Origin of the sequence: Nonomuraea longispora (genome assembly GCF_004348345.1) — a bacterium.
Lineage (GTDB): Bacteria > Actinomycetota > Actinomycetes > Streptosporangiales > Streptosporangiaceae > Nonomuraea > Nonomuraea longispora.
In genome coordinates, this window is the sequence record NZ_SMJZ01000324.1 from 1 (window position 1) to 6,064 (window position 6,064).

Sequence of the window (6,064 nt, forward strand, 5' to 3'; positions counted from 1 at the left end):
GGGTGGGCACGGCGGGCGGTGTTCATGGACGAGCCGACCGCGGCGCTCGGCGTGGTGCAGACGCGGCGGGTGCTCGACCTGATCAGGAACGTACGCGACTCGGGCGTGGCCGTCGTGCTCATCAGCCACAACATGCAGGACGTCATGGCGGTGTCGGACCGGGTGGAGGTGCTGCGGCTGGGCCGCAGGGTGGCCAGGTTGGACACCGCGCGCGTGTCGATGGAGGACCTGGTCGGCGCCATGACGGGCGCACTCGAACAGGACGAACCCGACCTGGGGGCCGCGGCTGTGGAGGAAGACGAGCGATGAGGCACCTCCGGCTCGGGGCCCCGCAGGTCGTGTGGATCGGCCTGGTGCTGGCGGGGCTGGTGGTGGCGTTCTCGCTGCTCGCGCCGCGTACGTTCCCCACCTCGTTCAACCTGCTCAACCTGGTCAGCGACGCCGCCATCCTGCTGCTCCTCGCCACCGGCATGACGTACGTGATCATCACGGCGGGCATCGACCTGTCGGTGGGCGGGGTGCTGGTGTTCTCGGCCGTGTCCGCGGCCAAGGTCATGGAGGCCACCGGGTCGCTCGTTCTCGGCACCGTGGCCGCCCTGGTCGCGGGGCTGGCCTGGGGAGTGCTGAACGGCGTGCTGGTCGCCATGGGGCGCATCCCGGCGCTCATCGTGACGCTCGGCACCCTCGGCATGTCGCTCGGCGGCGCGCTGCTGCTCACCGGCGGCGTCGACCTGCGCGCCCCGACCGAGCTGAACCTCGGGCTCGGCCTTGCCCGCTGGCTGGGCGTGCCGGTGATCGTGTGGATCTGCGCCGCCATCACCGCGGTCCTCGCGCTCATGCTCGCCCGTACCCGCTTCGGCCGCCACACGTACGCGATCGGCTCCAACGTGGAGGCCGCCCGGCGCGGCGGCGTGGCCGTGCGCGCGCACCTGGTCAAGGTGTACGGGCTCGCGGGCCTGCTGGCGGGCCTGGCCGGCTGCCTGTCGCTGGCCAAGTACGGCATCACCGGCGTGTCCGCGCACTCCACCGACAATCTCCAGGCCATCGCGGCCGTGGTGATCGGCGGGACGTCCCTGTTCGGAGGGGTCGGGACGGTGGCCGGCACGGTCATCGGCGTCTTCATCCCCGTCGTGCTGCAGAACGGCTTCCAGATTCTCGGGGTGCGGCCGTTCTGGCAGCAGGTGGTGGTGGGCGCGGTGCTCGTCGCCGCCGTCTACGTCGACCAGTGGAGGCGCAGGTCCCGCGACCATTAGGAGGAGGCACCACCATGCGCAAGATCACGGCGGCTCTCGCAGCGATGATCCTGATCACCGCCTGCGGCGGGCAGGGGAGCGACGCGGGCGGCGGCGAACAGACCAGGGTCACTCTCGTGCAGGGCCTGGCGGGGGAGGAGTTCTACGAGACGATGGCCTGCGGCGCGAAGGCCAAGGCCCAGGAGCTGGGTGTGGCACTCGACGTGCAGGGACCGCAGAAATTCGACCCGACGTTGCAGACGCCGATCGTCAACTCGGTGACCGCGAGCGCGCCGGACGCCATGCTGATCGCACCGACCGACGTCAAGGCGATGATCGCGCCGCTGACCCAGGCCAAGCAGCAGGGCATCAAGATCATCCTGGTGGACACTGTGGTCGAGGACGACGGCATCGGGCTGTCGAGGATCAGCACCGACAACGTCAAGGGCGGCGCGGCGGCGGCCCAGGCGCTCTCGGAGCAGATCGGCGGCAAGGGCAAGGTGCTGGTCATCTCCACCGACCCCGGCGTCAGCACCGTGGACGCGCGCGTCAAGGGCTTCGAGCAGGAGATCAAGGCCAACCATCCGGACATCGCCCATCTCGGTGTGCAGTATTCGCACAACGACGTCGGTGAGGCGTCCAGGATCGTCAACGCGGCGCTGGCGAAGGACCCCGACCTCGCCGGGGTGTTCGCGGCGAACCTCAACTCGGCCACCGGCGCCGGCTCGGCCCTGCGCCAGGCGGGCAAGCTGGGCGAGGTCAGGATGGTGGGCTTCGACGCGGGCCCCGCGCAGGTCAAGCAGCTCAAGGACGGCGTGGTCCAGGCTCTGGTCGCGCAGTTGCCCGGCGACATCGGCGCCAAGGGCGTCGAGCAGGCGGTCGCAGCGGTGAAGGGGCAGCAGGTCACGGCGTCGATCCCGACGGACGCCACGATCGTCACGGAGGAGAACGTCGACGAGCCGGAGGTGCAGAGGATCCTCTACAAGGCGGGGTGCTGACCGGGCCGGCTCAGGCCGGCAGGGCGGCGAGGAGGAAGGCGAGCCGGGCGGCGGCGGACTCGACGTCCTCGGAGGTGCCCAGGCGATAGCCCCATGAGGTGATGAACGCGCCCTCGTCGGAGCAGGTCACGGTCTCCGTGAGGGTGGCCGAGAATCGGTTGCGGACCGACACGTAGGCAGGGTCACTGGCCAATGCGAGGCTTTGCACCGACAGGTCCGCGTGACGACCCGCGTGCCACGCGAACCGCTCGAGGCAGAGCGCGGTATCAAGCATCATGCGTCACCTCCGCAACGTCTCGCGACAGAATTGCACGATCTTGGCGCGGAGGGCAAGCAATTGCTGCGGCTAATATGCGGTTTGTTGCCGGTAATCGTGAAGAACCCTGATGATGACCTCCCGTCCGGCCTCCTCGAACTCGGCCACCTTCGCGAAGTCGTCGAACGCCCGGACGTAGAAGGCGATGTCATCGGGGTCGCGCAGGATGAGGTCCTTCGTCATGGTGGCCACGCCGACCATGGAATCGTTGTAGATCCAGAAGCCGTTGACCGGGTTGGACGGGAACTCGGCGTCGAACGGGATCACGCCGAACTCCACGTTCGGCAGCGTGCTGACGGCCAGCAGGCGGTCGAGCTGGCCGCGCATCACCTCGGGCGGCGCCAGGAGGGTGCGCAGCGTGGCCTCCGAGACCACGAACCGGAACGTGCGTGTGCGGTCGTAGAGGATCTCCTGGCGTTGCATGCGCACGCGTACGGCCGCGTCGATCTGGTCGGCGGCGCTGTAGAGGCGCTTGACCTTGCGGAACACGTGCCTGGCGTATTCGGAGGTCTGCAGCAGGCCCACGACGATGCCGGGCTCGAACACCCGGAACAGCTTGGTGCGCGCCTCGAGGTCGCGGACGTCCTCCTGGAGGGCGGCCAGGCCGCTGCGGTGGCGCTGCTTCCAGTCGTCGTGCCGTTCGAGCAGCGCGATCGCCTGCCGGATCAGCTCGTCGGTCGTGTCGGGGGAAGCGCGCACGGCCTGGGCCCACACGACCACGTCATCCTCGGTGGCGGTCTGCCTGGCGTTCTCCAGGCGCGAGACCTTGGACGGCTGCCAGCGAAGCTGTTCGGCCAGCTCCTTGCCGGACAGCCGAGCGGTCTCGCGCAGCTGGCGTAATTGGCTGCCGAGGTCGATGCGCGCCTGCTGAAAGGACGTCACGCCGCAAGAGGCTAGCCCTGCTTGCGCCGATCATGCCAGTGCGGTACGCAATTGTGATCAAGCGGTAGCCGTGGGTGTTCCTCCGCAGGTCGGGAAAGCGGTTGCCGACCCGTCGGGCAGGACCCTGCGGGCGATTTCGGTGATGAGCTCGCGGGGCACCTCGACGGCGGCCTCGCCGTCGAGCACGTCGCGGAGATCGGCGAGCGCCTCAGTGTCGGTGACCTGGAGGCCTTGGACGACGATGGTGCCGCGGTCGGTCTCGTACAGGGTGGGACAGGCGCCCGCCTCTGACGTGGACCCGAGGAACCGCATACGCATGACGATCCTTCCCCGATAACAGATGCAATTGCGCGCAATTGTATGGCTCGGGGGCCGATATGTGATCGTTTCTCCGAAATCGTGACATCCGGTCAGTTGAGCGCGCCGTGCACGAACTCCTGAGCCCGCTCGAACAGGCCGAGCGTCGTCGCGTGCAGCAGGTCGCCGATGTCCCGGGGCGCCTTGCCGGCGAACGCCCGCGCGTGCGTGCCCTCCAGGACGATGCCGAGCTTGAAGCAGGCCATGACGGCGTACCAGTCGATGGCCGACAGGTCGCGCTCGGACAGCGCCGCGTAGTAGGCGATGATCTCGCGCGGCTCCGGCAGTCCCGGCACGTGGTCGTTGCCGGCCGGCCACATCGCGAGCAGCCAGCCGAGGTCGACCAGCGGATCGCCGATCGTGCACATCTCCCAGTCGACGATGGCGGCCACGCGGGGGCTGTCGGTGGCGAACATCAGGTTGGCGAAGTGGTAGTCGCCGTGCATGACACCCGGGACGAACGCACGGGGCAGGTTGCGGGTGAGCCAGCCGGCCGTCTCGCTCAACCCGGGGATGTCGGGGCCGGGGTAGCCGTCGAGCTCGCCGTACGAGTCGAGCTCCTTCAGCCAGCGCGGCACCTGCCGTTCGAGGAACCCCTCCGGCCTGCCGAACCCCGGCAGCACCTCCGGATCGACCCGCCCCAGCTCGGCCAGCGCGGCGGCCGCCTCCAGCCCCATGCGGTGCCTGATCGCGGGGTCGGAGGCGTGCGGCTCCGGCAGCCCGGTCGAGGGGTTGAACCCGTCGACCGGGTCCATCAGGTAGAACACCGGCTCCCGCGCGGTCTGCGCGGCCACCAGCGTGGGCGCGGGCACCGGGGTGTCGTGCAGCGCCGCCAGCACGCGGGCCTCACGGCGCAGCACCTCGTTGCTCTTGCGGCGGGCGTGCTGCGGCGGCCTGCGCAGGATGTAAGGGCGGCCGCCGCGTTCGAGTCGGACCATGACGTTCTGCGTGCCGCCGGGGACCGGCGTCACACCCGTGATCGGGCCGGGAGGAAGGCCCTGCTCGTCCATCCACGCGTCGAGCTCGTCGAGGTCGATGGCGCTGACGTCGATGTGGGTGGAGGTCATGTGCCGCCCTTCGGCCAGAATGATGTTCTGGTAAAACCCTATTCAGGGCCCGGGAACCCGGTCAACCGAGCGCCTGCATGAAGGGGAGGAACTGGCGTGAGCGGTCTCCGGGCAGGTCGTCGCCGCGCACCATGAGCGAGACCTCCCACGGCTCGCCGATGCCGTGCTCGCCCGCCCACCGGATCATGGACTCGTGGGCGAGGTCGAAGTCCATCCGCACCTCGCCGCCCGCGTCTAGAGCCAGGTCGCCGATCAGGGCGCGCGCCGTCTTCTCGTCGTCCGCCACGACCGGGCCGATCACGGTGGTGTCGTCGTTGCGCCAGCACTGACCGAAACCGCCCGGCGCCACCCTGACCTGCTCGCCGAAGGTGAACATCCGCCGCAGCGCCGCCGACCTGTCCATGCCGAACACCTCGGCGTCGAAGGCCAGGATGGCGTCGAGGTCGGCGACGGTGGCCGGGCGGGTCGTGCCCGAGGGCTCACCCGCGAAGACACCCGTGTGCTTGGCCACGCGGCCGGTCGTGCGGAAGCCCAACTGCTCGTAGAGCGGCCGCCCCTGCTCGGTGGCGTGCAGGAAGACGCTGCGCTCACCCGCCCGGTCGAGCACGTGCCGCATGAGCGCGCGGGCGAGGCCCCGCCTGGTGTAGCGGGACGCGGTGAGCACCATGCTGACCACGGCGTGCGCGTCGCCGTAGAGGGTCAGGACGTTGCACGCGGCCAGGCCGTCGCCGTCGTCGGCGTCGATGCCGTACGGCTCGCCGATCTCGAACAGCAGGCGCCATTTGTGCTCCTCGGGCGGCCAGCCGCGGTCCTTGGCCAAATGGATGCAGGCGTCGAGGTCGTCGATGGCGAGGCGGCGCATGACGCCCCATCCTTATGCATGGGCGGGGAAGATCTCAAAGGGTTTCTGCAGCAGGATGAAGGGATGGAGTGCGTTGTAGCGGTCGATCTCGGCGGCACCACCATGAAAGGCGGGCTTGTCGCCCGCGACGGGACATGTCTGCATATCGAGCGGCGGCCCACCCCCCGCACCGAAGGCCCCGAGCGTGTCGTCGCGGCCGTGTCCGCCCTCGTCAGCGACCTCGCCCGCCCCCGGCCGGGCGTTCGCCCTCTCGCGGTGGGGCTGGCGGTGCCCGGCCTTGTCACGGCGGAACAGGCCGTCTTCTCGGCCGCGTTCGGGTGGCGGGACGTGCCGGCGTCGTCGTTCACGGA

The 6,064-nt window shown here is 69.8% G+C and carries 9 protein-coding genes; 4 read left to right on the forward strand and 5 right to left on the reverse strand.

Annotated elements, in window-relative coordinates; all coding sequences use genetic code 11:
- The 3 genes from E1267_RS42075 to E1267_RS42085 form a co-directional block, all read left to right on the forward strand.
- A partial coding sequence (locus tag E1267_RS42075) for a P-loop NTPase family protein (protein ID WP_484213951.1) occupies nt 1-309 on the forward strand: 309 nt, incomplete at its 5' end.
- Complete coding sequence (locus E1267_RS42080; protein WP_132341662.1) at nt 306-1,253, forward strand: ABC transporter permease; 948 nt, start codon at nt 306-308, stop codon at nt 1,251-1,253. The genes E1267_RS42075 and E1267_RS42080, both read left to right, overlap by 4 nt.
- A 14-nt stretch (nt 1,254-1,267) precedes the next feature.
- Nucleotides 1,268-2,230, forward strand: a complete 963-nt coding sequence (locus tag E1267_RS42085) for an ABC transporter substrate-binding protein (RefSeq protein ID WP_132341664.1) — start codon at nt 1,268-1,270, stop codon at nt 2,228-2,230.
- Nucleotides 2,231-2,240: 10 nt separating this feature from the next.
- Here the strand turns inward: E1267_RS42085 and E1267_RS42090 are convergent, their stop codons facing one another.
- The 5 genes from E1267_RS42090 to E1267_RS42110 all read right to left on the reverse strand — a co-directional run bounded on the left by E1267_RS42090 (nt 2,241) and on the right by E1267_RS42110 (nt 5,714).
- Nucleotides 2,241-2,507: a hypothetical protein gene (locus E1267_RS42090; protein WP_132341666.1), complete on the reverse strand. Its 267-nt coding sequence runs from the start codon at nt 2,505-2,507 to the stop codon at nt 2,241-2,243.
- Between the two features lie 69 nt (nt 2,508-2,576).
- A complete protein-coding gene (locus E1267_RS42095; protein WP_132341668.1) occupies nt 2,577-3,428 on the reverse strand; it encodes a helix-turn-helix domain-containing protein in 852 nt (283 codons plus the stop codon).
- 57 nt (nt 3,429-3,485) lie between these two features.
- Nucleotides 3,486-3,746, reverse strand: coding sequence for a hypothetical protein (locus E1267_RS42100; RefSeq protein WP_132341670.1), 261 nt, complete (start codon nt 3,744-3,746; stop codon nt 3,486-3,488).
- Between the two features lie 92 nt (nt 3,747-3,838).
- Nucleotides 3,839-4,852, reverse strand: a complete 1,014-nt coding sequence (locus E1267_RS42105; RefSeq protein ID WP_132341672.1) for a phosphotransferase family protein — start codon at nt 4,850-4,852, stop codon at nt 3,839-3,841.
- A 61-nt stretch (nt 4,853-4,913) separates the two neighbouring features.
- Nucleotides 4,914-5,714 (reverse strand): GNAT family N-acetyltransferase, encoded by an 801-nt coding sequence (locus tag E1267_RS42110; RefSeq protein ID WP_132341674.1) that lies wholly within the window; start codon nt 5,712-5,714, stop codon nt 4,914-4,916.
- 63 nt (nt 5,715-5,777) lie between these two features.
- Between E1267_RS42110 and E1267_RS42115 the strand changes: the two genes are divergently transcribed.
- On the forward strand, nt 5,778-6,064 hold a 287-nt coding region (locus E1267_RS42115; RefSeq protein ID WP_165960105.1), incomplete at its 3' end, for an ROK family protein.

What these genes read in the sequence shown, in the direction of transcription:
- E1267_RS42105 (WP_132341672.1), bottom strand. Translation starts at nt 4,852, where the DNA reads ATGACCTCCACCCACATCGACGTCAGCGCCATCGACCTCGACGAGCTC.
- E1267_RS42080 (WP_132341662.1), top strand. Translation starts at nt 306, where the DNA reads ATGAGGCACCTCCGGCTCGGGGCCCCGCAGGTCGTGTGGATCGGCCTG.
- E1267_RS42110 (WP_132341674.1), bottom strand. Translation starts at nt 5,714, where the DNA reads ATGCGCCGCCTCGCCATCGACGACCTCGACGCCTGCATCCATTTGGCC.
- E1267_RS42100 (WP_132341670.1), bottom strand. Translation starts at nt 3,746, where the DNA reads ATGCGTATGCGGTTCCTCGGGTCCACGTCAGAGGCGGGCGCCTGTCCC.
- E1267_RS42090 (WP_132341666.1), bottom strand. Translation starts at nt 2,507, where the DNA reads ATGATGCTTGATACCGCGCTCTGCCTCGAGCGGTTCGCGTGGCACGCG.
- E1267_RS42085 (WP_132341664.1), top strand. Translation starts at nt 1,268, where the DNA reads ATGCGCAAGATCACGGCGGCTCTCGCAGCGATGATCCTGATCACCGCC.